Consider the following 22,780-nt stretch of genomic DNA (forward strand, 5'->3'; position numbering starts at 1 on the left):
GGCTCACTGGTAGTGGACGAATCGCCGGCTGAGCCGGAACTGGAGGGCCGTGACCGCGAGGATCAGGGCGAAGAGCAGCACGCCGACCGCCGAGGCCTCGCCGAACCGCAGCTGCTCGAAGGCGCTCTGGTAGATGACCATCACGACGGTGCGGGTGGAGTCGCCGGGCCCGCCGTCGGTCAGGACGTACGGCTGCTCGAAGACCTGAAGGGCGTTGATGATGCCCACCACGGAGGCGACGAGGAGGGTGGGCGAGAGCAGTGGCAGGGTGACGGCGAGGTGCTTGCGGATGCCGGTGGCCCCGTCCAGCGACGCGGCCTCGTGGATCTCCTTGGGGATGTTGTTGAGTCCCCCGATGAAGAGGAGGAAGGAGAAGCCGAACTGTTGCCAGACGTAGACCAGGACGACCGCCGCCATCGCGGAGTTCTCGGAGGTGAGCCAGGGGATCGGGTCGATGCCGACATGGCCGAGCAGCCAGTTGATCACCCCGAATTCCTGGTTGAAGAGGTACTTCATGACCACCGAGATGGATGCCGCGGACAGCACGAGCGGGAAGAAGAACGCCGAGCGGAACGCCGAACGAAGCCAGCCTGGCAGCCGGTTGTTGAGTGTCAGCGCGAGGGCGAGCGCGAGCAGCATCTGCAGGGCGACCGCGAAGAACATGAAGATGAGGGTGTTGGCGAAGGAGACGCGGACCGTGTCGTCGGTGAAGGCCTCGCGGTAGTTGTCGGTCCCTGCGAACGTCGGCGGGTCGATGACGTTCCAGTGGAAGAAGCTCAGGACGACGGACCCGACGATCGGTACGACGGTGAAGACGAGGACGCCGATGACGGTCGGCGCGAGGAAGAGCGTGGCCAGGAGGCGTGATCCACGGTCCCGGGCGGTGGGCCGGGGCTCCGGCTTCCCGACGGCGGCCTTCGCCTCTGCCCTGTGCTGGGTGGTCGTCATGCGTCACGCTCCATGGCCTTCTCCAGGTCGCCCTGCAGCCGCCGCAGTGCGGGACGCACCCCGCGCGGATCGGCGAGCGCGGTGCCGGTGTGCTTGAGGAGGAGCTGCTCGACCTCGGCGACCTGGGGCGGTGCCGGGATCGGTCCTGTGGTGGGGAACTTGTCGAGGGTGTCGTAGAAGACCTGCCAGTTCGTCGGCCCCGTCTTCTCGTAGCGGGCCGCCTGAACCATCGAACGACGGGCCGGAGTCGTCTGGTTGGCCACGAAGAGCTCGGCGAGGACGTCCTTGCGCACGGAGTACTTGATGAACTCCCAGGCCGCGTCCTGCTTCTTCGACGTACGCAGGAGCGCGAAGCCGGCGGCGCCGAACTGGTGGCGCTGGGTGCGCCAGCGGGGGAAGTACTGCACGTCGTACTCCGTGCGCCGCATGCCCGCGTCGTGCAGTCCGCCTGCCCAGAAGCCGCCCGCCGGGGTGACACCGACGCGGCCGGTGGAGAAGACACCGACCAGGTTGTCGCCGTTTCCGCCCTCGGGGCGTGAGCAGAGCCGGTCCTGGATGAGCGAGGCCAGATGGTCGTAGACCTCCTCCACGCGTTCATGGGTGGCCTGCGGGGTGCGCCAGCGGAAACCGCCGCCGCGGCCACGGCGTTGGGCCGCCGGATAGAAGCCGTCCCAGAGCCAGTCGCCGCCGGGCGCCTTGGACTCGGCGAGGATGTTCGTGTCGTTGGCGAACAGCCAGGGGACGACTCCGCCCCACAGCCGGTTCGTCCAGAAGTACGGCGTGAAGTGCGAGCCGCCGGTGCGCTTCATGTCCCGCAGCAGCGCCGTGAAGTCGTCGCGGGTCCAGTCGGGCGGCGGCAGTTCGGCTCCCGCCTTCTTCAGGACCTCGCTGTTGAGATACATGTCGGCTGCGTTGAACTCGACGGGGAGCTGATAGAGGCTCCCCTCGTACATCATCGACTCGACGAGGGACGGGTGGACGTCCGTGAAGTACTCGCGCAGCTCGTCCGCGTCGCGCCGCACCAGGCCGTCGAGCGGTACGCCGAGGCGCTGGGCGAAGAGCTGCACGCCCTCGGTGGCGACATAGACGAGGTCGGGTTCGGTGCCCGCGGCGATCTGGGTGAGGATCTTGGCGAAGAAGTCCGACCAGTCGGTGGCCTGGATCGGCAGCAGGCGCAGCTTGATGTCGGGGTGCAGCTTCTGGAAACCCTCGCGCAGAGCGCGCTGCGCCGCCGGGTCGAAGGTGGAGCCGAGCGTGGCGACGACCAGTGAGTCGCCGTCCCGGCCGGGGATGTCGGCGCCGGTGAGCCGGTCCCAGCTCGCGGCGGTGCCGGCGAGTGCGGCGGCGCCGGCGCCGTAGCCGCCGTAGCGCAGCACGGTGCGGCGGGGGAAGGTGCGGTCGGGAAGGTGGGGCGAGTCGGTCATCGGATGGCCTCACTCATGAAGGGCCTAACTCGTGTTAGTAAACTTCCGTGACCCAGATGATGAGAACCCTGTTACGTCGGTGTCAAGGCCCTTGCCGCGCTTGACCTTTAACGAGTTAGGTCTACAGTCCTGTCCCAGCGTGGACCGGCGCCGTCGAGCGAGGTCCCGCCTTGGGCCGCCAGTGCCACGAGCTTGAGTCGCCAGTGTCACGAGCCAGAGCCGCCGTGTCAGAAAACGTGTCAGGAAACGTGTCAGGAAAGGGACGAGTGACGATGCGAGACATGACCAGAAGGACGCTGATCCGGGCCGGAGCCGTGGGCGCGGCGCTGGCCGCGATACCCGCGGGATCGGCGGCCGCCCTGAGCGGCAAGTCCCTTAAGCAGAGCGCGAGTTACCGCGCCGAGTACCATTTCACGGTCCCCGACCAGTGGAAGAACGACCCGCAGAAGCCGATCTGGATCGACGGCGAGTACCACTACTACTACCTCTACAACGCGGACTATCTGGCCGGCGGCACGTCCACCGGCACGGCCTGGCGCCTGGCCACCAGCACCGACCTGGTCTCGTTCAAGGACCGGGGCATCGCGATCCCCAAGGACACCACCTCCAACGGCGACGTCTGGTCCGGCTCCGCGGTGGTGGACACGGACAACACCGCGGGCTTCGGCGCGGGCGCGGTCGTCGTCCTTGCCACCATGCAGCCGGACGGGACCACCAACGGCCAGGCCCAGTACCTGTGGTACTCCACCGACAAGGGTCGCACCTTCAAGAACCACGGCACCGATCCGGCCGTCCCCAACCCGGGCGTGCAGGACTTCCGCGACCCCAAGGTGGTCCGGGACGAGGAGCGCGGCCGCTGGGTGATGGTGCTCGCCGAGGGCACCAAGGTCGGCTTCTACCACTCCGCGAACCTCAAGGACTGGACACACGTCGGCGACTTCGTGAAGGAGGGCATCGGCGTCCTGGAGTGCCCCGACCTGTTCCGCATCACCACGGCCGCCGGCACCGCGAAGTGGGTGCTCGGGGTCAGCGCCAACGGCAAGGCGTCCGGTCTGCCCAACACCTACGCGTACTGGACGGGCGAGTTCGACGGCACCACGTTCACGCCCGACGCGCCGGAGCCGCAGTGGCTGGACCACGGCTTCGACTGGTACGGCGCCGTCACCTTCGAGAAGCACGCCGCGAACGGCGCCGTCGACCCGGCCGTCCGCTACGCGATCGGCTGGCTCAACAACTGGGACTACCCCAACACCACTCCGACCATCGACGCCGACGGCTTCAACGGCACGGACTCGATCGTCCGCGAGATCACCCTGCAACGCGCCGCGTCGGGCACCCACTACCTGGCGTCCCGCCCGGTGCAGGCCCTGGACCAGTATGTCTCACGGACCGTCGACCTCGGCGACGTGACCGTCGACGGGCAACTGGTCCTCGACTACACGGGTACGGCGTACGAACTGTCCACCGAGATCACCTGGGACCAGCTGACCGGCGCGGGCGTCCAGCTGCGCAGGTCCGCCGACGGCAGCCGGCACATCGACGCGGGCGTGTACGGGGACTACGCCTTCGTGAACCGCCGGGGCGCCGCCAACCCCGACACCTCCGGCAAGTGGCAGGAGAGCAAGAGCCCCTTCGACGCATCGGCCCACAAGGTCACGCTGCGCGTCCTGGTCGACCGCACCTCGGTCGAGGTGTTCTTCGACGACGGCCGGCACACCCACTCGTTGGAGGCGTTCCCCTACCTCACGGACACCCGGCTCGCGCTGTTCACGATCGACGGCAAGGCGGTCTTCAGGAACACCGTGATCCGGGAGTTCACCGTCTGAGCGATCACGAGGACGGGACGTCCCGCTGCTGCGGGAACGGGCTGGGCGGCCCTGGCGGAACGGCTCGGTGACGCCCCGACTCCGGCCGGCCACCCAGCCCCGTCCACGCACCGGCCATCAGCTGCGCACGCTCATGCGTATGGCCAGATCGGCCGTATGGCCGGATCGGCCTTCGCCGGCGCCTGGTGTCAGCGGAGCCACTGGCTCTGGTCGGCAGGGCGGTACAGGGTGATCGCGTTGGTGATCTTGTCGAGGACGAGGTGCCGGTAGGTCGCGTCCGTGACCTCGCCGTCGTACGCGAAGTGGGGGTCGCCCTGCAGTACTTGCAGGTCCAGGCGGCGTACCTGGGCGGTCGTCAGGACCCGGGAGTTGTGCAGGGTTCCGGTCAGGACGGCGAGGAGGAGTCGTGTGCGGGCCAGCGGGGTGCCGGCTTCCACGGCGCGGATGTCGAGCAGTCCGTCGTCGAGCTGGGTGCGGTAGGTCGGGGCGAAACCGGCGGGGTGGTAGATGCCGTTGCCCGCGAAGAGCAGCCAGATGCTGCGGGGGCGGCCGTTGATGGCCACCGAGAGCGGGCTGCCGGTGGCCAGGACCTTGGCCAGGCCCACGGCCAGCGCGGGCCACTTGCCGATGCGCTTCTCCAGGAGTTCCCGGGCGTGGACGAGTTCGGAGTACACGCCGATGCTGAATGTGTTGAGGAACAGCTGCTGTTCGCTGTTGCCGTGAGGGGCGGAGGGTGCCCCTTCGGACGGGCCCTGTGTCGCACCGTCTTCCGGGTCTGCGTGGGGGTCCTCGGGCCGTGTTGCCCGCCCTGCGTCGGCGGTGACTGCCTCGCCTGCCTGGATCGCGCGGGCGACATCCTCCAGGGTCTGGTTGCCGAGGTCGCCTGCGAAGTGGTTGAAGGTGCCGCCGGGGAAGACTGCGAGCGGTACGTGATGGCGGGCGGCCGTCGCGCTGGCCGCGTTGACGGTGCCGTCGCCGCCGCAGACGCCCAGCGCGCCGCCGTCCGCGACGGCGCGCAGCGCTGCCGCGTGGAGTACGTCCACGAGGTCGTCTCCCGGTTCGAACACGGTGATCGCGGCTTCGGGAAGGAGCGTGCGCAGCAGTGTCGCGGTGTCCTGGGACCAGGAGATGCCGGAGGACGGGTTGACCACCAGGTGCAGGCCCTTGCCGTCCTTGAGGGCCGGTGCCGGTTTGCGCGGGGGAGCGGCGGCCGCGGCGGTGTCCGGCTTCACCGGCCACCAGCGGCAGGTCAGCAGTGCGGCGCTCGCACCTGCGATGACGCCGGCCGCCAGACGGCCGCGGTGCTGAAGGCTCTCGCGGTCGCGTATGTAGGCGAGCCCCGCGGCGAAGGGCAGCACGGCGAGGCCGTGGCGGGGCGACTCCACGGCGACCGCGGAGGCGAACGCCGCGGCCGGCGCCAACGGGCTGGAGCGCAGAGGCGTGGCGCCCGGGCGGGGGACGTTCCTGGTGAGGGCATTCGTGCGGGGGCGGGTGGCGCGGGCGGCGGGTTTGGTCAGAGCCCGGTCCAGTACCGCGACGATGGCCACGGACCCGATGCCGCGCAGCGCGGCCCTGCGGCCGCTCCTGCCGCCCGAAAGCCCGAGCGCGGCAGCCGCGCCCAGCCATACGGCGTCGTGCCCCGCGACTGTGCGCAGCAGGCGGACCGCTGAGCTTCCGCGCAGGGGCCGCCCCTTCGTGGAGAAGGCGGAGGAGGTGGTGAAGGCGGAGAAGTACGCCTTCGGCCGCTTTCCCAGTCCTTGGATCTTTCCCAGACGTCCAGGTTGATTCATGCGCTCGCTACACCTCTGCACATCCAGTCCACTGCGCGACGACCGGGCCGACCGTAGCGTCACGTCACCCTATCGGCGCCCGGCTTCCGTACGGTCGGCGGTTTACTGGAAGGCGGTGGCCAGGCGGGGCGATGTTCCGGGGGCAGGGCTGTGAGGGCCTGGCTCACGGTGGAGTAGGAGGGCAGCAGTTCGCTGCTGCCGGTTTGGGCGAGCAGATCGACCAGGCGGCGCCCGGAGCCGGCCAGCAGGAGCATCCCCTCGCGGCGCTCCAGCAGCCAGCGGGCGGCGAGCAGGCAGTTGAGGCCGCGTGAGTCACAGAACGTGAGCGCCGTGACGTCCAGCACCAGGTGCCGGTGCCCGGCCAGGACCCGGGACCCGATGGTGCGGAGGAAGAACTGCTCGCAGTCCTGGTCGAGTTCACCGCGCACCCGCAGCACCGCGCAGTGCTCACAGTGCGTCAGGTCGGTGACGGACAGGCGGTTGGTCTGCGTGGACATCGCGGCTCCCTTTGGCCGTGTGGTCACGATGCGTGAGATGCGGCCGGCGCAGCCTCATCGTGCGGAGTCTCCTTCCGGTTGCCCCGGTGGCTTCTTCCTACGCGCCGGAGTTCGCCAACAGGCCGCATTTTCCGTCTAGTTGGGCGCTGCAGGCTGTTGCGGTCGGTCGCTGTCCGCGGAAATGGAGGATACCGCCGCGGGCTTCGCGCATGTTACGGAGCGTAAAATTGCTGGTGTGCTCCGGAAGATTGCGGGTATGAGGCGTGCACGCCGCACTCCCGACCGGGGGAGTGCCTTCGGATTGAGGGAGCGACGACGATGCCCCAGGCCTCCAGCCATCCGGCACAGCGGACCGATGTACCCGAGCGACATATGGCCGGCCTCGGGAGCGCCGCCCCGTCGGCCGACGCCCCGGGCCTTCCGTCACTCTCCGACACCGACACCGACACCGACACCGACACCGGCACCGACACCGATATCGACACGCTCGCGCCGGCGGACATCCGTGGCCTGTCGAAGTCGCTGTTCGCCCGGCTCGGCGAGGTGGAGGAGGGCACCCATGAGTACGCCTACGCGCGCAACACCCTCATCGAGCTCAACCTCAACCTCGTGCACTACGCCGCACGGCGCCTGCGTGCTCACGGCGATTCCTACGAGGATGTCGTGCAGGTCGGCACGATCGGTCTGATCAAGGCCATCGACCGGTTCGATCTGCAGCGCGGCGTGGAATTCACGAGCTTCGCCCTGCCCACCGTCATGGGTGAGATCAAGCGCTTCTTCCGCGACACCACCTGGGCCGTCCATGTCCCCCGGCGCCTGAAGGAACTCAGCCTGCACCTCGACCGGGCGAAGACCCTCCTCGAGCAGGTCGACGGGCACGCCCCCACCGTCGCCGAACTCGCCGCCCACCTCGGACTGGACGAGTGCGAGGTCGCCGAAGGGCTGAAGGCGACCAATGGCTGCACCGCTGCCTCGCTGGACCGATCGGTGGACGCCGGCGAGCCCGACGACACTCTGGCCGCCCATATCGGGTGCCACGACCCGGAGTTGGCCAAGGCCGAGAACCTTCAGGCTCTCAAGCCCCTGATCGCCGCCCTCGAGTCCCGGGACCGAGAGCTCCTCGCGCTGCGGTTCGTCGACGAGCTGACGCAGGCCGAGATCGGACGCGAACTGGGCGTCTCGCAGATGCAGGTCTCCCGCCGCCTCACCCGCGTCCTGGACCGGCTCCGGGTAAAGCTCAGCGTGTAGGAAGCGGCCGGCGGGCCCTCGGGAGGATCGGGATCCGTGGAGGCCCTGGGGAGCGGAGTCACTCCGCTCCCCAGGGCCTCCACGGCTGCGCGGCTACTCGCTCCTGCGGACGCTGCTTCGGGGCAAGGTCGCTTGGATCGTCTTGCCGCTGGGACCGGCGGTCACCGTGACCGACCGGGCCAGGTGGCGGACCATCGGCCAGCCGAAGCCACCGGTGCCGTCCGACATGTCGGGGGATCGTTCGTGGGGCGGTCGCCGATCGGCGTCGCTCACCGCGATCACGATGCTGTCCGCTCGGGCCTGCAGTTGCAGGGAGCAGCGGCTGCCGCGCGCGTGGCGGACGGTGTTGGTGACGAGCTCGGAGACGACGAGCTCGACACTGGCGGCGTCCTGCTCGTCGACTGACGGGTGCAGTCGGTCCAGAAAGTCGCGTGCCGTCAGCCGAGCCTGGGCTGCTGCTTCCGGTCGCTTGCGCAGTGCCACTCGTTCGTTGGCGCTGCTGTCTACTGTGTGTACCTGCTGCGTGGGCACTCTTGGACCCTCCTTGTGCGTGTGGGGGTTGAGGGCTCAGGACACGAGGGCGGCCGGTCGGCGGACGTCCGCCCTCGCCCCGGCGGGTTGCAGGACGCCGTCGCAGGTGTCGAGCAGCGACTCGTGCCGGCGCATGCTGGTGACCCGCAGCCAGGTCAGCGCCTCGCCGACCGGGCAGTCCTCGCGCGCGGCGACGTAACCGGCGGCCTGGTGGACGCGTTCCCAACGCGCCGCGCGGGTGTCGGTGGCCCACACCGGCTCGGGACCGGCGGCGTCGGCGTGCATGGGCCTCCAGCGCAGGAGTTCCTCACGGGCGACCGCGGTGGCCCGTTCGGCCTCGGCGATCTGCGCCGGGCTCGGCGGGGCGGAGCGGGTGTAGTACAGGCAGATCACACCGAGCGGCCCGTGCCTTCGGTGCAGCGGCAGCGCCAGAACGTGCCGGAGCGTGGGGAGTTCGTCGGACCAGCTCCGCAGGCGCGTACTGCGGCCGTTGTCATGGACGTCGGGGACGAAGGTGGTCCGCGCCCCCAGCGCGGCGTCGACCGAGGGCCCCTCCGCGTGGGCGAACTGGGCGGCCTCGGCCTGCAGGGCGCCTTCGTCGCTGGCGTACAGCAATTGCCACTGCTCAAGCCGGGGGAGCAGGGACATCGTGGCGTGCTGCGCGCCCAGCGATTCGGCGAAGGCCGTGCACAACCTCCTCGGCAGGGCCCGGCGCCCCACGGCCGCCGCGAGCGACACGTCGTGAACGATCGACCGGTCTTCCTCCAGCATGCGCCTCACTTCCTTTCTGGACGGGCCTTTGCCCTCCAGCGTTTGCGTCGGCGCCGCTGCGGAACGTGCCTGCCGCGACGCGGGGATGGAGATCCGCCTACCACCCGCGCACCGGTTTCACTCGTCCAATTATTTGGATTGCACTCGCGTACGGGAACACGGCGATGCGCCACTCCGTCGGGCGAGTGTTCTGCGTACGCAGGCGGGCAACCGAGAGTGCCGCGTGTGTCGGTGGGTGCCGCGGCTCAGGACCGGGAGGAGGTGGCGCTGCCGGCCTGGGCGCGGTTGGCGTGGATCTCGTCGTGGTGGCCGGCGACCCAGCCGATCAACTGCGTGACGATCTCGTGCAGGCCGCGGCCGAGCGGGGCGAGGGCGTACTCCACGCGCGGCGGCACCTCGGCGTAGGCGGTGCGCGTGATCAGGCCGTCGTCCTGGAGCTGGCGCAGCGTGTGGGTGAGCATGCGCTGGGAGATGCCGGGGATCTGGCGCTGCAGGTCGGTGTAGCGCAACGGGCCGTGCTCCAGGACGGCGACGATCAGCATGCTCCACTTGTCGCCGACCCGGTCAAGGACCTGCCGGACGAACGCCATGTGGTCGGCGGGGATGCTCGCGCACGGCCCGATCGCAGCCGCCATCTCCATATCGGTGCTGTCCTGCATGGCGCCCATTCCTCTCCGTCACGCACACCGGTGTGCCTTTTGTACCGGCTTCCATACTGGCGCATCATGGCGTTACGAACAAAAGAGAGGAATTGGAGGTCAGGGCATGAAAGTAGAGATCTGGGCCGAGGTCACCTGCCCCTGGTGCGGGCTGGGCAGCCACCGCGTGGACCGGGCCGTGGAGCGGTTCGAGCACAGCGATCGTGTGGAGGTGGTCCACCGTTCGTTCCCGCTGGGCACCGGCTTCCCCGCCGGCCGGACGGTCGGCGTCCGTGAGGTCCTGCTGAGCAAGTACGGCATCAGCGGCGCGGAGGCGGAGGCGGCGACCGGGCAGCTCGAGACGCTGGCCGCCTCCGAGGGGCTGAGCCCCTACCGGGTGCTGGACAACGTCGTCGGCGACACCGAGCAGGCCCACGAGTTCCTGGCCCACGCCTCCGCGCAGGGCAAGAACCGCGAAGCCTGGGACGCGATCTTCCGTACCTACTTCGGCAGGGCCGAGCCCGTCTTCGCCCTGGACGACCTGCTGGGCCTCTCCGACGAGCTGGGCCTTGACCCTGACCTGACGCGTCAGGTGCTCACCGAGCGCCGCTACCGCGCCCAGGTCCAGGACGACGCCCGCCGCGCTCGGCAACTGGGCGCCACCGGCGCCCCGTTCATCGTCGTCGACGGCCGCTACGGCGTCCCCGGCGCGCAGGACAGCGACACCCTGCTCGACCTGCTGCGTACCGCCTGGGACGAAACCCGCCCGGTCACCCTCGCCCCCGCGGGCGACGCCCCGGCCTGCGGCTCCGATGGCTGCGCAGTCCCGGCCCGCCCCTGACCCGTCACCCCATCCTCACCCCATCTCCGTGAAAGGCACAACTGCCATGTCGTACCTGCTGCACATCGACTCTTCCTCGCTCGGCGAGGCGTCCGTCTCCCATCAGGTCGCTCAGTCCTTCCGTGACCAGTGGCAGGGTCCGGTCGTCCACCGCGACCTCGCCGCCTCGCCGGTGCCGCACCTGAGCGCCGCGGGCATCACGGCCCGCATCACCGACCGGGACCAGCACACTCCCGAGCAGGCGAAGGCGGCCGCGCTCCAGGACGAGTTGATCGAGGAGTTCCTGGGCGCCGACGCGTACCTGTTCACGGTGCCGATGTACAACCTCTCGATGCCGTCGGTGTTCAAGGCGTGGCTCGACCAGATCGTCGTCACGGACCGCACCCTGATCTTCAACGGCCCCTCGCCGGTCGCGGGCCGCCCGGCCCTGCTGATCTCCGCCCGGGGCGGCGGCTACGGCCCCGGCACTCCCAACGAGGGCCTCGACTACGTGGTGCCCACCCTGGAGGCCGTCCTAGGCCACGACCACCTCCTCGGCCTGGACGTCACCACCGTGATACCCGAGCTGACCATGGCCCCCGTGAATCCGGCCATGGCCCCGCTCCTTCCCCTGCACGAGGCGTCCATGACGACCGCCCACGACAAGGCCCGCACGCTCGCGACGACCTTTGACACTTCGCTCCAACAGGCCGTATGAGACACGGGAGTTGTACGTAAGCGGCCCTGCGCGATCAGCGTCTCGTACCAGGCGCGTACCAGGGCCGACCGCTACTCCCAGAGGCGTATGCGGCCCGGCCCGACAGCCCATACCGTGAAGGGCGTGACGACCCCCGACCGCCTGCCTCTTCGGGCGCTGCCGCCACGCGCGACCGACCTTCTCGTGGTGGCGGCGGTCGGCCTGCTCACCGGGTCGGATCTCGCGGTCAATGATCCCGGGTACACGCAGGCCGACTGGTTCAGCCGGCTGCTTCTCGGGGTCTCGCTCGGCGCGCTGGTGTGGCGCAGGAGCCTGCCCCTGCCGGTCGCGGCGATCACCGGAGCTGCTTGCGCGGCCTGGGCCCTGTACGGGCACATCGGTGAACTCCTGAATCTCCCGGTCATCGTCGCGCTGTACACCGTGGCGGTCACGGGCCGTCGGCGCCGCACCTGGTGGACCGGTGTGGTCGCGGCGCTGGTCTCGGGGGCGGTGGCGCTGCGGGTCGGGTTCGACGTGGCCAATCCGCAGGGGTTGCCGCTGCTGGAGATGATCTGGCCGCTGGTGCCGCTGCTGCTCGGTGAAGTAGTCCGTACGAGAAGGCAGTTGACGCAGGCGTACGCGGCCAGGGCCGCCCGCGCGGAGGAGGACCGGGAGCGGGAGGCGGCGCGGCGGGTGCGCGAGGAGCGGGTGCGGATCGCCCGCGAGCTGCACGACATCGTCGCCCACACGGTGACCGCGATGACGGTGCAGGCCGGGGTGGCGCTCGACGCGCTCGACGCGGAGCCGGAGGTGTCGCGGCGGGCGATGCGGCAGGTACGCGAGTCCGGAAAGGAGGCGGTCCGGGAGCTGAAGGCCACGGTCACCGTGCTCCGCGCGTCGGATGGCGAGGCGGCGGAGCCGGCCCCCGGTCTCGGCCAACTCCCCTCGCTGGTCGAGCGGTTCGGCGGCAGCGGTGTCGCCGTGACGCTGGCGCAGGAGGAGGCAATCACCGGTGTGCCGCAGATGGTGGAGCTGGCGACGTACCGGATCGTGCAGGAAGCGCTGACCAATGTCGTCAAGCACGCGGGGGCCCGGCACGCGGCGGTGTCGGTGCGGGCCCGAAGTGGCGTGCTGCGTGTGGAGGTCGTGGACGATGGCACCATCGCCATCGCCACCGCGGGCGGCGCAGGTGGTTTCGGGCTGGTCGGGATGCGTGAGCGGGCTGTCGCTGTGGGCGGCACCATCGAATACGGTCCGCTCCCCGGTGGCGGTTTCCGGGTCGCCGCCTGGCTGCCGACGGCGTCCGCCGATGGGCTCCCGCCCGCGTCCGAGGACATCCCCGATCCGCTCACCACCGACATCCCGGATCCGCTCACCACCGAAGGAGAAGCGCGATGACCGTCCGCGTGGTGCTGGCCGACGACCAGACAGTCGTCCGCGCGGGCTTTCGCGCCCTGCTGGATCTCACCGACGACCTGGTGGTGGTGGCCGAGGCGGCGGACGGGCTCAGGGCGGTCGAGGCCGTGCGCACGACCCGCCCGGACGTCGTGCTGATGGACATCCGGATGCCCGGCATCGACGGCATCGAGGCCACCCGGCGCATCGCCGCCGACCGCACCCTGGACGGCGCCCGCGTGCTCATGCTGACGACATACCGCGTCGACTCGTACGTCTTCGAGGCCCTGCGCCACGGAGCCGCCGGCTTTCTGCTCAAGGACATCGAGCCGGACGACCTGCGCTCGGCCATCAGGACCGTCGCCGCGGGGCAGAGCCTCCTCGCCCCCGCGGTCACCCGCTCCGTGGTCGAGGAGTTCGCCCGCCTCAAGGCCCCGGAGGCGGCAGGGGCACAGCGCCTGGCCCCGCTCACCGACCGCGAGCGGGAGGTGATGGCGCTGGTCGCGGCGGGACTCAGTAACGAGGAGATCGGCAAGGAGCTGATTATGAGCCCGCTCACCGCGAAGACCCACGTCAGCCGGGCCATGACGAAGCTTGGCGCGCGGGACCGGTCGCAGCTGGTCGTGATCGCGTACGAGACCGGTCTGGTCCGCGCCGGGGACCGCTGACCCCGCGCTCTTGTCCACTCCTGCGGGAGTAGTGACCGACTCCCGGCGCAGGCTACTCCCGCGGGAGTAGCGGCCGACTCCCTGCGCAGGACGCCGGATCGCTCCGCCGTCCCTAGCGTCGACGACATGATCGAGGCAACGAAACTCACCAAGCGATACGGCGACAAGACCGCCGTCGACCGACTCTCTTTCACCGTCCGCCCCGGGCGGGTGACCGGCTTCCTCGGCCCCAACGGCGCCGGGAAGTCGACCACCATGCGGCTCGTCCTGGGACTCGACGCCCCGACCGCCGGACGGGTCACGGTGGGCGGCAAGAGGTACGGGGATCTCGCCGCACCGCTGCGCACCGTCGGCTCGCTCCTGGACGCCAAGGGCGTGCACGGCGGCCGCTCCGCCTACCAGCACCTCGCCGGACTCGCGGCCGGCAACAACATCCCGCGCCGCCGCGTCGACGAGGTCCTGGACCTGGTCGGCCTGCCACAGGCGACCGCCAGGCGCCGCACCAAGGGCTTCTCGCTCGGCATGGGCCAGCGCCTGGGCATCGCCGCCGCGCTGATCGGCGATCCCGAGGTGCTGATCCTGGACGAGCCGGTCAACGGCCTGGACACCGAGGGCATCCGGTGGATCCGCGACCTGATGAAGTCGCTTGCCGCACAAGGCCGTACGGTCTTCCTCTCCTCGCACCTGATGAGCGAGATGGAGCTGACCGCCGACCACCTGATCGTGATCGGCAGGGGCCGCCTCCTCGCGGACACCACCATGCGCGACTTCATCGAGACCAACTCCCGCGCCCACACGCTGGTGCGCTCCCCGGAGCCGGAGAAGCTGCGCGCCCTGCTGGAAGCCAAGGGCGCCCGCGTACGTCTGGACCCCCGGGGCGACTGGCGGGTCGAGGGCCCCGGCGCCGCCACGATCGGCGACCTCGCCCGCGACAACGGCCTCGCCGTGCACCAACTGACCCCCGCTCACTCCTCGTTGGAGGAGGTCTACACCGCCCTGTCCCAGGACGCGGCCGAGTACCGCACCGCTTCCGTACGTAAGACCGAGGAGACCTTGCGATGACGACCACTCATGCCACCAACCCGGCCCCGGCACTCACCGGACTCACCGGCGCCCGCGCCGGATACGTACAGGCCCTCGCCTACGAGTGGATCAAGTTCCGCAGCGTTCGCTCCACGGTGTGGACGACCGCCGCGACCACCCTCCTGCCGGTCGTGGGCGCGGTGTTCGTGGCGGCGACCGGCAGCCTGCAGCGCGACGACACCGTCCTCGGCGGCAGCCTCACCCTGGCGGTCGTCGGGCAGATGCTGGCCGCCGTGGTCGGTGTGCTCCTGGTCACCGGCGAGTACAGCAGCGGCACCATCCGCACCACGTTCGCCGCCAACCCACGCCGCGCGACCGTCCTCGCGGCCAAGGGCACCCTGATCGCCGGACTGCTGTACGTCCTGTCGCTGGCCTCCTGCTCCCTCGCCTACTTGGCCGGCGACGCCATGCTCGACGACGGGACATACGCGCAGGGCCGACCGCTGCCCGCCCTGTTCGGAGTCGCGGGATCCTTCGCGGTGGCCGGACTGCTCGGCCTCGCGGTCGGCACGCTCGTACGCCACTCCGCGGGCGCCGTGACCACCGTCATCGGCCTGCTGCTCCTGCCGTCCCTGTTCGGCCCGCTGTTCGGCGACGCGCAACGCTGGGTCGCGGGCATCTCGCCGACGGCGGCCCTGGAGAAGCTCACCCAGACCTCGGACGCCACGGCCGAGGCGGTCGGGAGCCTCGGCCCGTGGCCCTCGTTGTTGCTGGTCGCCGGATATACGGCGGTGCTGGTGCTCGCCGCGGGGGCGGTGCTGCGCCGCCGTGACGCGTGAGCCGAGAGGCTGTCCACGGCGGCGCAGCACGTGCCCGGGCATCGATGGCGGTGTCAGACCGCCATGCCTCCCATCTTCCAGACGGACAAGGACGTGACGGTGCTGCCCTCGCCGAAGAGTGTGTCGGCAGCCCCGTCAGCCGAGGGATGGGCTGTACGTGCGACCGATCCGGCGGATCTCCTCCACCGGATATGGGGTCTGCCTGCTCTCGCGCTGGAACTTGAGGTTGAAGTCCGATATCACGGCGGCGATCGGCGCGTGCCGGGCGAGGATCGCCGCGGCCTCCTCCGGGATCCCGGTGGGACGCTTGCCCTCTGCGTAGGCACGCACCAGCTCGTAGCGGCCGTCCCGGTCCTCCCGCCGGTATCCGTACAGAGCGGTGACCAGCCAATTCACCAGATACGTGGCGGTGTAACAGCGGTCGTAGGTCTGATGCCGGTCGAAGAAGTCGGCCTCGTCCTGCGACAGTTCGAACTGGGAGCAGATCGCGAGGCCGTAGTCTGCGAAGTAGAGGTGCTGCCCGTCGGTCAGGATGTTCTCGAAGTGCGCGTCGAAGTGCAGGAGCCCGCGGTTGTTCATGAACGAGACACCGGCTGCAAGTTCCCTCTCCACCATGGTGCAGGCCCGGTTGGCGACCTCGTCGCCTGCTTCGACCTGAGTGCCCAGCCACTGGTGCAGGTTCTGCGGGATGTACTCCAGGAACAGCGCGACGCTCGCCGAGGACTGCTGGAGAGCCTCGATCCGGCGGCGTACCTGTGATCCGCCGCCCCGATAAGCAACGGCCCGTTCGACGTCGGCCAGGTCCTCGGGCAGGGGCGTCGCGTCCGGCAACACCCGCCAGTGGTACATCAGTGGGAAGCCCTCGTGCTCCGCCGAGAGCACCCAGTTCGTCGTCATGGTGTGCGCGGCGAGCTCTCTCCAGGCCCCGAAGCCCGGCCCGGCGATGCTGCCGACGCCGTAGTGGCAGAAGACGGGCAGCTCGAACAGGTTCGCCGTGGACCGGACATGCTCAGGTTGCCTCTCCAAGTCGGTGAGGGGCACCCGCTTTACGAAAACCGGGGTTCCGGCGACCTCCAGCAGGGACGACTTCCCGCCGATGCCGGATCCGATCGGCACGGCCGTGTCCACAAGCTCGCGCAGCGCGTGATCACTGCACAGGGCGAGGGCTGTGGAGACTGCGCTGTGGGCAGTGAGACGCGCACCGCGAGACATGTCAGGAACTCTCACTGTTGGCTCCACCTGGACCGCGTGTGATGACAGACCTGGATGCGCCGACCCAGCGGTGATAGGCGTCCACGTCGACGTTGCTGCCGCACACGATGGTGACGACATGTCGGCCGGCGAAGCGGTCACGGTCTTCGAGGATGGCCGCGATGCCGAGCGCGGCCGACGGTTCGACGACGAGGCCGGCGTGGTCGAGGAGCATCCGCATACCGGCGATGATCGACGCCTCCTGGACCAGGACGGCGTCGTCGGCGACCAGGAGGAGGTCGTGAAGGACGGCCGGGATGGGGCGCCGGCCGGCGACGCCGTCGGCGATGGTGTCGGTCGAGTCGGTGGTGACGACCCGTCGCCTGCGCCACGAGTGTGTCAACGCCGGTGCGCCGAGCGGCTGGACGCAGATCACCTCGACCTCGGGTGCCAACGCCTTCACCACATGACCCACGCCGGTGGCCAGCGCCCCGCCGCCGAGAGCGATCAGGACGGTGTCGAACGACGGCGCGGTGCCCACCAGTTCCAGACCGATGGTCGCCGCGCCTTCGCAGGTCTCGATGTCCAGGCTGTCCTCGACCAGCCGGATGCCGTCGTGCCGTGCGATGGCCGCCGCCCGCTCGCGAGCCATCTCGTGGTCGCCGTCCACCAGCTCCAACCCGGCGTCCAGTGCGCGAATGCGGTCAAGTTTGGCCCGCGTCGCGAAGCGGGATGCGACGACTGTGACGTCGAGCCCCCGGCCGCGACCGGACCACGCGAGGGCTTGGCCGAGGTTGCCCGCGCTCGCGCACACCACGGCTCGCGAGGCATCGCCGGCGAGCAGGCTCGCGACCACCTCGGTGCCACGGGCCTTGAAGCTGCGGACCGGGTTCGCCGTCTCGAGCTTGATGCTCACCGTGCACCCGAGGCCGGGCTCCAGCGCCTCGCAGCGGTACAGCGGAGTGTCGAGAAAGACCGGGTCGATCAACCGGCGGGCCGCCCGGATCCGAGCGATGTCGAGTCGCGTCTGCTGCACGACACAGCAGCGTAGCGCCACCGGTGTTGGCGCCATGAGCAACTGGCTGGATTTGTGGGCAGGTTGAGGTGTCGCGCTGCGGCGGGCGAGTTTGGCGTCGTTCCGCCGCGCCGCCGTCGCTGGGCGCGGATTCCGCGCCCAGCCCCTCGCCCGGCGCACGGCCGAGCAGACCGTCCCGACGTCCCGTATATCATCCGGAACGGCCGTGACGAGGGGGCGCACTTGGGCAAACTGTGAAACGAGGGCCCTTCCAGGGGGCTGGCTCGATCGAATGTCAGCGCAGCGCAGTCGCGTTGGCCGGTGAGCCGACTCCGCCGGTGAGGTGGAGGGGCTTCACGGTCAGGAGGCTGTCCCAGTGGCCGGTGGCACGGCAGTCCTCGGTGAGTGCGGTCAGGTTCCACAACTCGCCCAGAGGGAGGCCGAGTTTGGCGATGAGTTCCTGGTGCATCATGCCCGCGTCCTCGGGCGCGCTGTCGTGGAAGTCGCCGTCGGGCAGGACGGGCAGGACCTCGACGGCGAACGTGTCGGTGGCCATCAGCGCGATGCGGTGGTCCCAGCACCAGGCGGCGAACTCGCGTGACTGGGCGAAACCGGTGGCACGGCGTGCGGCACGTGTCTCGGTACGTGTGTCGGGGTCGGTGGTGAGGTACCAGTGGGCCCAGCCGGTGTGGACGAGCACCAGATCACCGTCCTCGACGGTGCAGTGCTGTGCGGCGAGGGCCTCGTCGAGCAGGGCGGGGGTGAGGGCGGGGCCCGTGGTGTGGTCGAGCGGGGTGCCGCGCTCGCGCAGGTGGCCGTCGATGTCGATGAGCAGGCCGCGGCCCACCAGGGGTGTCTCGGCCCAGAGTTGGACGCCGAGGCGTGGGCTGCGCGGGGCGATGGCGTCATCGGGCACGCCGTTGTAGAAGCCGTGTCCGGATGCGCGGCGGTGGCGCAGTCCGTCGACCTGGGTGCTGGCCTGGAGATGGAAGCCGTCCAGGGAGTCGTCGCGGGCCTGGTCGTGCTTGGCGGTGATGTGGTGTTGGGGGATGCCGCGGGCCCTGGACATGGGCGGGTCGAAGGCGTCGAGTGCGTAGTCGAGGCTGATGGCGCGCCCTTCGCGTACGCAGGGTGTGGCGCGCAGGATCTGCTCGGGGCCCGCGAAGTCGGCCATGCCGCGCTCGGGCTGTTCGGTGAAGAGGTGCCAACTGGAGCCGGCGGGCGCGTCGGTGCGGGCGAGGAGGTCTGCGTAGGTGGGTATCGGCTGGGGCACGGCGGCGCTTTCGGTCAGGCGCAGCGCACGGCGATGGCCTTCGCTGCGTGGCGGACTTCGGTGATGATGCTCTGGTGGTCGGCCTCGGGCAGATCCGTGCTGGGGCCGACGATGCTGAGGGCGCCGAGCAGGGTGTCGTCCTTGAGGATGGGGGCGCTGACGGAGGTGACACCCTGGACGCGTTCGTCCTGGGAGAGGGCGTAGCCGGCGGTGTGCACGCGCTGGAGTTCGGCGGTGAGGTCCTCGGCGGTGACCTGCTGGCCCGACGCCCGGGTGAAGGGGGTCGCGGCGGTGACGTAGGCCGCCTGTTCGTCCTCGGGCAGCCAGGCGAGCAGGGCCTTCCCGGCTCCGAGGTGGAGCGTGAGCTTGTCGCCGATGGGGAGTTGGTAGCGCAGCGGGTTGCGGCCCTCGACGCGTGCGATCGGCACCCGCGAGTGGCCGACCCGGACGAACAGGGTCGGGGTGAGACCGGTGGTGGCGGCCAGCTCCTGAAGGATGGGCAGGGCGACCGGGCTGAGCCGGTTGTTGACCAGGAAGGCGTGGGCGGTGGCGACGGCCGCGGGCCCGGCGACGTAACCGGTGTCCTCCCTGGCCGCGTAGCCGCGGTCGACGAGGACGTTCAGGATGCGCTGGGCGGTGGCCACGTGCAGTTCCGCGCGGCGGGCGATGTCGCTGAGCCGCAGCGGGTGCCTGGCGTCCTCGAGGACTCCCAGTACGTCGAAGGCCCGGTCGAGCGAGCGCATGGGAGTGGCGGATGGGCTGGCCATGGGCTGGGGCTCCTGGTCGTCGTCGGCGCGGCACCCGGTGTGCCGCTGCCTGATAAGAGTTATCAGACTGTCGGCCGACGGCTGCGCGGGTCTCCCAAGAGCCTGCTCGCCCGCCCGCCAGAGGTCGCCGCCCGCCAGAGGTCGCCCGCCCGTCAGGGGGAGGTCGAGCCCGCGGCCGGTTGCAGGTCGTGCGCGGCGGCGGGGGCGTTCGGCTCGGGCTTCTCCTTGTCGACGTAGGACAGGATGAAGGCGAGCAGGCCGCTGACGCTCGCGGTGATGAAGGTGGGCGGCCCGGCGTGCTCGCCGACGGCGGCGACCCAGCCGGCGTCGCCGAGCGCGATCCCCAGGGCCTGGGCGATGACGACGACGAACCCGCCGGCCAGGAAGCCGATGACGCTGAGGCGGAAGAGGAACTGGAGTGTGCGGACGGTCATGGGACGGCCTCCGGTTCAGACGGGCAGGACGCCGGTGGCCACGGCGGCGCCGATGAGCAGGATGGGGATGCAGTAGTACGTGAGCAGAGGCATGAAGGTGCGTGACGGGTCGACGCCCGCGATGCCGCTGGCCACGTAGATGGGTGCGCCGGACGGAGGCGAGGCACCCTCGGTGGACGCGAAGATCAGCACGGCGACGCAGGCCGTGGCAGGCGAGACACCCGCGCCGATCAGCGCGGAGACGGCGACCGGTCCGATCGCGGCCATGGTGGCACTGGCCGTCAGCGGGATGGCGACACCCACCACCAGGAGGCCGACGACCAGGGCCAGCACCCACAGCGGCGCGTCCACTCCCGAGAGCAGGTCGGACAGCTGCGCGGGCAGGCCGAGTTCACCCAGCGCGTTGGCCGCGGAGAACGCGGCGACGATGGTGACACCGAGCACGCCGAACTTCGGCGCGGCCCCGCCGAGCAGCTCCCACCACGCCTGTCCGCCGCGCGGCAGATGACGTCGGCCGAGCACCAGCACGATCGCGATCATCAGGACGGGTATCCAGGTGATGAGGCTGATGGCGTCGGACATCTCCACGCCGTCCAGGTAGCGGCCGAGCGCCCCGGCGAGCGGCCCGCGCGTCAGCAGCAGCGGCACGACGATCCCGCCGAACAGGAGCAGGCTGGTCCAGCCCACGCCCATCGTGCGGCGCAGCGGCTTGAGTTCCTCGCCGGCCACCGGCTGGATACCGTGCCGACGCACCATGATGAACGCGGCGATCAGCCGGTAGCCGAGACACCACAGTCCGCCGATGAACAGCGGCAGCACGATGTCGTCGGTCGAGACCACGGAGGCGACGCCGGCCGAGCCCATGAGGATGAACATGGTGGAGCTGAACGGGAAGGTGACACCCATCCCCGCCCCGCCGGCCGCGACGGTCGCGGCGAGTTCACCGCTGACGTTCGACCGCTTCATCCACGGGATCGTCACCGACCCGACGGCGGCGGTGACAGCGGCGCCGACGTGCGCGATGGCACCGAACACACCGGCGGCGACGGTGGACGTGTAGATGGGGCCACCGCGCAGCCGCCCGAGGAGTGAGTTGAGGATGTCCAGGAGGTGGTCGAGGACCGGGGTGCGGGCCAGGACGTAGCTCATGAACACGAAGGCGAGCGCGGCGAAGGTGACTTCCTCCTGCAACGCCTCGGCCAGGCCGCTCCACAGCACATGGGCGATGTCACCACCGGAGAACAGGCCGGTGACCAGGAAGCCGACGATCAGTGCCTCGCCGATGTTCCGCTTGAGCACGGAGTTCCAGATGAGGATGGCCGCGATGTAGCAGCCCAGCGCCCATACGGCGATCATGATGCGTCTCCCGTTCCTGCCGCCGCGGCCGCCGTGGCGCGGATCGTGGCGCGCCGGCCGGCCTCGTCGGCCTCGACCGCGCGCGCCGCGGCGAGCACCGACTCTGCCTCCTCGGCGGCCACCACGGCAATGCCGTCGCCGTCCGCGACCACCAGGTCACCGGGGCGACACACCAGGCCGCCCACCGAGACGGGCACATTCACATGTCCGGGGCCGAACTTGTACGGACCGGCCGGTGTCACCGCGCGCGCCCACACCGGGAACCCGATCTCGGCGAGTACGTCGATGTCACGGGCCGCTCCGTCGAGCACCATGCCCACCACACCCCGCGCCTTGGCCCGCTCGCAGATCAGCTCGCCGACCAGCGCCCGGGAGGTGTCGGCCTCCCCGTTGACGACGATGATGTCACCCGGCTTCGCGACCTTGATGGCCTCATGGATGGCCCGGTTGTCGCCGGCCCGCGTCCACACCGTCAGCGCCCGCCCGATGGCACGCGCCCCGCTCCACATGGGCCGAATCCCGGAGTCGAGCAGCCCCAGCCGGTCGACCGCGTCACCGATGTTCGCGGTGGCCACGTCCTGGTGTGCGGCCAGCAGTTCGTCCGACACCCGCGGCACATCACGCAGCCCCTCCGGGCGGGCGGCCAGCAGGTGTACGTGTCCGATCGCCCGGGCGAGCTCCGCGTCCAGGTCGAGGTCTGCCATCAGCTCGGCGGCGGCCGACGTCTCGAACGCCCGGCGCTCACCGTGCTTCGCGGTCCCCGTGTACAGCCGCTCCAACGTGCCCGCGCCGCCCGCGAGTTCGGCGGCGATCTGCTCGCGCACCCACCCCTCGTCCCCGGCTGCCCGGCCCGCCTCCACGGTCTGCACGATGATCGCGCCGAGCCCCTTCATGAACACACTGCGCAGCAACTTGCGGGCGGACGCCGCTCCCGGCTCGCCGCCCAGGTCCTCCACCGGAGCGCCGAGGGTGCCGAAGTGGTCCGCGACCACGGTGGCACCAGGACCACTGGCCACCAGGGCGGTGCGGTGCCGGTACGCGGGGACGGACCCGATCACCGACACATCCGCGAACACGGCCTCGGAGGCGGCACCCACCGCGTCCGCGATCCGGCCCTTCAACTGCGGGGCGCCCGCGTTCATGTCGGCGTAGACCGTGGCCTTCCCGAGGTGCGGCGCGGCCTCCTGGGCCACGGCCAGTGCGGCCTTCGCCCCGGTGAGTCCGAGCACCAGATCGCTCCCGGCCACCGCGGCCCCGACGCTGTCCGCCCGCTCCACACCGTCCGGCGTCGGTACGTCCCCCGGGTCGTATCCCGCGACCGACCAGCCGTTCTCCAGGAACCCGGTCGCATACAACGCTCCCGCCTCACCGAGTCCGAGCACCGCGACGCGCATCTGTGGCCTCCTTGCCACCCCACCAGGGGATTCTCATTGCGTGATAAGTCTTATCGCTTGATGAGTAGGGATGTTGCCTGGGCGTGAAGTGGGCGTCAAGGGCTGTTTCGTCGCGCGCCCCGAAGGGGTCCAGGTGGTTGGCGGCTGAACAAGGGTGTACGACGTCACCTTGAGAGTGCTATAGAAGTACAACGCATCGGCGAGAGCGGCGTTTGAGCCACTAAAACTCCGTGAT

At 70.3% G+C, this 22,780-nt stretch carries 22 protein-coding genes; 8 read left to right on the top strand and 14 right to left on the bottom strand.

The window, feature by feature from the left end:
* Nucleotides 1–3: 3 nt before the first annotated feature.
* Entirely contained in the window at nt 4–948 is a 945-nt protein-coding gene (locus OG746_RS38700; protein WP_266723270.1) for a carbohydrate ABC transporter permease, read from the bottom strand.
* The gene (locus tag OG746_RS38705) at nt 945–2,372 is read right to left on the bottom strand and encodes an extracellular solute-binding protein (RefSeq protein WP_266723271.1); all 1,428 of its coding nucleotides are present in this window, start codon (nt 2,370–2,372) and stop codon (nt 945–947) included. The genes OG746_RS38700 and OG746_RS38705 overlap by 4 nt, the downstream gene beginning before the upstream one ends.
* A gap of 272 nt (nt 2,373–2,644) precedes the next feature.
* Here OG746_RS38705 and OG746_RS38710 point away from each other — a divergent pair, with 272 nt between their 5' ends.
* Nucleotides 2,645–4,198, top strand: coding sequence for a glycoside hydrolase family 32 protein (locus OG746_RS38710; RefSeq protein ID WP_266723272.1), 1,554 nt, complete (start codon nt 2,645–2,647; stop codon nt 4,196–4,198).
* A 188-nt stretch (nt 4,199–4,386) separates the two neighbouring features.
* On the opposite strand, the gene OG746_RS38715 is transcribed toward OG746_RS38710, so the two are convergent.
* Both OG746_RS38715 and OG746_RS38720 read right to left on the bottom strand, forming a co-directional pair.
* Nucleotides 4,387–5,988: a diacylglycerol/lipid kinase family protein gene (locus OG746_RS38715; RefSeq protein ID WP_266723273.1), complete on the bottom strand. Its 1,602-nt coding sequence runs from the start codon at nt 5,986–5,988 to the stop codon at nt 4,387–4,389.
* Between the two features lie 59 nt (nt 5,989–6,047).
* Nucleotides 6,048–6,485, bottom strand: coding sequence for an STAS domain-containing protein (locus tag OG746_RS38720; RefSeq protein WP_266723274.1), 438 nt, complete (start codon nt 6,483–6,485; stop codon nt 6,048–6,050).
* 318 nt (nt 6,486–6,803) lie between these two features.
* On the opposite strand from OG746_RS38720, the gene OG746_RS38725 reads away from it, so the two are divergent.
* Nucleotides 6,804–7,733, top strand: coding sequence for a SigB/SigF/SigG family RNA polymerase sigma factor (locus OG746_RS38725; protein WP_266723275.1), 930 nt, complete (start codon nt 6,804–6,806; stop codon nt 7,731–7,733).
* A 93-nt stretch (nt 7,734–7,826) separates the two neighbouring features.
* Here OG746_RS38725 and OG746_RS38730 read toward each other — a convergent pair whose 3' ends face one another.
* The 3 genes from OG746_RS38730 to OG746_RS38740 form a co-directional block, all read right to left on the bottom strand.
* Nucleotides 7,827–8,264, bottom strand: coding sequence for an ATP-binding protein (locus OG746_RS38730; RefSeq protein ID WP_266723276.1), 438 nt, complete (start codon nt 8,262–8,264; stop codon nt 7,827–7,829).
* A gap of 36 nt (nt 8,265–8,300) precedes the next feature.
* Nucleotides 8,301–9,035, bottom strand: a complete 735-nt coding sequence (locus tag OG746_RS38735; RefSeq protein ID WP_266723278.1) for a GAF domain-containing protein — start codon at nt 9,033–9,035, stop codon at nt 8,301–8,303.
* A 245-nt stretch (nt 9,036–9,280) separates the two neighbouring features.
* Complete coding sequence (locus tag OG746_RS38740; protein WP_266723280.1) at nt 9,281–9,703, bottom strand: winged helix-turn-helix transcriptional regulator; 423 nt, start codon at nt 9,701–9,703, stop codon at nt 9,281–9,283.
* A 97-nt stretch (nt 9,704–9,800) separates the two neighbouring features.
* On the opposite strand from OG746_RS38740, the gene OG746_RS38745 reads away from it, so the two are divergent.
* The 6 genes from OG746_RS38745 (at nt 9,801) to OG746_RS38770 (ending at nt 15,115) form a co-directional block, all read left to right on the top strand.
* Nucleotides 9,801–10,514, top strand: a complete 714-nt coding sequence (locus OG746_RS38745; protein WP_266723282.1) for a DsbA family oxidoreductase — start codon at nt 9,801–9,803, stop codon at nt 10,512–10,514.
* Nucleotides 10,515–10,560: 46 nt separating this feature from the next.
* Complete coding sequence (locus OG746_RS38750; protein WP_266725690.1) at nt 10,561–11,211, top strand: FMN-dependent NADH-azoreductase; 651 nt, start codon at nt 10,561–10,563, stop codon at nt 11,209–11,211.
* Nucleotides 11,212–11,334: 123 nt separating this feature from the next.
* Nucleotides 11,335–12,588, top strand: a complete 1,254-nt coding sequence (locus OG746_RS38755; RefSeq protein ID WP_266723284.1) for a sensor histidine kinase — start codon at nt 11,335–11,337, stop codon at nt 12,586–12,588.
* Nucleotides 12,585–13,253 (top strand): response regulator, encoded by a 669-nt coding sequence (locus tag OG746_RS38760; RefSeq protein WP_266723286.1) that lies wholly within the window; start codon nt 12,585–12,587, stop codon nt 13,251–13,253. Before OG746_RS38755 ends, OG746_RS38760 begins: the two co-directional genes overlap by 4 nt.
* A 126-nt stretch (nt 13,254–13,379) precedes the next feature.
* The gene (locus OG746_RS38765) at nt 13,380–14,315 is read left to right on the top strand and encodes an ATP-binding cassette domain-containing protein (RefSeq protein WP_266723288.1); all 936 of its coding nucleotides are present in this window, start codon (nt 13,380–13,382) and stop codon (nt 14,313–14,315) included.
* On the top strand, nt 14,312–15,115 hold the full coding sequence (locus tag OG746_RS38770; RefSeq protein WP_266723290.1) for an ABC transporter permease subunit: 804 nt from the start codon (nt 14,312–14,314) through the stop codon (nt 15,113–15,115). The genes OG746_RS38765 and OG746_RS38770 overlap by 4 nt, the downstream gene beginning before the upstream one ends.
* Nucleotides 15,116–15,250: 135 nt before the next feature.
* Here OG746_RS38770 and OG746_RS38775 read toward each other — a convergent pair whose 3' ends face one another.
* The 7 genes from OG746_RS38775 to OG746_RS38805 all read right to left on the bottom strand — a co-directional run bounded on the left by OG746_RS38775 (nt 15,251) and on the right by OG746_RS38805 (nt 22,545).
* Nucleotides 15,251–16,327: a protein kinase family protein gene (locus tag OG746_RS38775; RefSeq protein WP_266723291.1), complete on the bottom strand. Its 1,077-nt coding sequence runs from the start codon at nt 16,325–16,327 to the stop codon at nt 15,251–15,253.
* Between the two features lies 1 nt (nt 16,328).
* A complete protein-coding gene (locus OG746_RS38780; RefSeq protein ID WP_266723293.1) occupies nt 16,329–17,342 on the bottom strand; it encodes a threonine ammonia-lyase in 1,014 nt (337 codons plus the stop codon).
* A 274-nt stretch (nt 17,343–17,616) separates the two neighbouring features.
* Nucleotides 17,617–18,594, bottom strand: a complete 978-nt coding sequence (locus OG746_RS38785) for a cyclase family protein (RefSeq protein WP_266723295.1) — start codon at nt 18,592–18,594, stop codon at nt 17,617–17,619.
* 14 nt (nt 18,595–18,608) lie between these two features.
* Complete coding sequence (locus tag OG746_RS38790) at nt 18,609–19,361, bottom strand: IclR family transcriptional regulator (RefSeq protein WP_266723297.1); 753 nt, start codon at nt 19,359–19,361, stop codon at nt 18,609–18,611.
* Between the two features lie 152 nt (nt 19,362–19,513).
* On the bottom strand, nt 19,514–19,795 hold the full coding sequence (locus OG746_RS38795) for a hypothetical protein (protein WP_266723298.1): 282 nt from the start codon (nt 19,793–19,795) through the stop codon (nt 19,514–19,516).
* A gap of 15 nt (nt 19,796–19,810) precedes the next feature.
* Nucleotides 19,811–21,151, bottom strand: coding sequence for a TRAP transporter large permease subunit (locus OG746_RS38800; protein ID WP_266723299.1), 1,341 nt, complete (start codon nt 21,149–21,151; stop codon nt 19,811–19,813).
* Nucleotides 21,148–22,545, bottom strand: coding sequence for an RraA family protein (locus OG746_RS38805; protein WP_266723300.1), 1,398 nt, complete (start codon nt 22,543–22,545; stop codon nt 21,148–21,150). Before OG746_RS38805 ends, OG746_RS38800 begins: the two co-directional genes overlap by 4 nt.
* Nucleotides 22,546–22,780 lie beyond the last annotated feature (235 nt).

The organism is Streptomyces sp. NBC_01016 (genome assembly GCF_026341035.1).
GTDB lineage: Bacteria > Actinomycetota > Actinomycetes > Streptomycetales > Streptomycetaceae > Streptomyces.